The sequence below is a fragment of the Streptomyces sp. NPDC059564 genome (assembly GCF_042735575.1).
Classification (GTDB): domain Bacteria; phylum Actinomycetota; class Actinomycetes; order Streptomycetales; family Streptomycetaceae; genus Streptomyces.
In genome coordinates, this window is record NZ_JBHWBP010000715.1 from 1 (window position 1) to 1171 (window position 1171).

The 1171-nt window shown below is 74.3% G+C and carries 2 protein-coding genes; both read right to left on the minus strand.

Features of this window, described 5'->3' with window-relative positions:
- Positions 1-764 (minus strand): MASE1 domain-containing protein (locus ACFV0Q_RS41870; RefSeq protein WP_385013371.1); only part of this gene is annotated, 764 nt, incomplete at its 3' end.
- A 4-nt stretch (positions 765-768) separates the two neighbouring features.
- On the minus strand, positions 769-1171 hold a 403-nt coding region (locus ACFV0Q_RS41875; protein WP_385013370.1), incomplete at its 5' end, for a SpoIIE family protein phosphatase.

Sequence of the window (1171 nt, forward strand, 5' to 3'; positions counted from 1 at the left end):
GGTCCGGCGTGGTCGGTGGCCGCCGAGATCGCCAGGACCGATACGAGCAGCGCGCACGGGGCGCTGCCGGCCAGCTGGAAGCGTACGGCCGCCCAGATCAGCAGCGGGAAGACCAGGAAGAGCAGGGACTGGGTGCTCCGCGTGGCCACGAGCGTGACGGCCGAGGCCGCGACCATCAGGAGCACCGCCTCGGCCACCCGGTAGGGATCCCGGGGCATCCGGGCGTGACTCAGGACCAGCAGCATCGGGGTCACCAGCAGCACCCCCATGGTGTCCCCGGCCCACCAGGCCGACCACACCGGCCAGAAGTTCCCCATGGGCAGGTTGCCGGTGAGCACCAGCGTCCAGCACCCGGCGGTCGCGCTGATCGTCATCGGGAGCAGGCCGCCCAGGAAGACCAGGGCCATCCCGTCCCGCAGCCGGTCGAGCTCGGGCCGGAAGGCCGCCCGGCGGAGCAGCGCGTAGGCGCACAGGGGGGCGAGGGTGTTGCCGACGACGATCCCGATGTCGGCGGGGTGGAACTGGCTGATGTGCTCGACGGCGAGGTACGTCCCCAGGGCGATCCCGGGCCAGATCCGCGGGCCGAACCACAGCAGGCAGGCGACGGCGATGCCGGTGGGCGGCCACAGGGGCGTGACGACCGCGCCCTCGACGACCACCTGCCGCAGCAGGCCGAGCCGGCCGGACAGGTAGTAGGCCGCGGCGACGGCGAGGATCCGCAGCAGCGCCAGGGCCGGACGTCGCCATTCCACGGTGCGCACCACAGCATCAGACAACAGTCGGGGCGTCCGGGTGGGGCGTGACACGCGCGACCGGGTCGTGGCTCGTGGCCCGGCCGAGGCTCGCCGCCGGGCCGTGGCTGAGGACGAGTACGGCGGCGTCGTCGGCGTGGCCGGTGGAGTCGGCCACCTTCATGACCTCGGCGGCGAGCTCGTCGGGGTCCCCGCCCGCGGCCGCCCGGACGAGGCGGGAGACGCGTTCCAGCCCCTCGTCGATGGGGAACGACGGCCCCTCGACCACGCCGTCCGTGAGCAGCACGATCGACCCCGCCTCCACCAGCCTGCGCCGGGTCACGGCGTACCGCACGTCGGGCAGCAGGCCGAGCGGCGGTCCCCCGGCGTCCTCGGCGATGCCGTACCGGCCGTCGACCGAGGCCCAGACGGTGGGGACG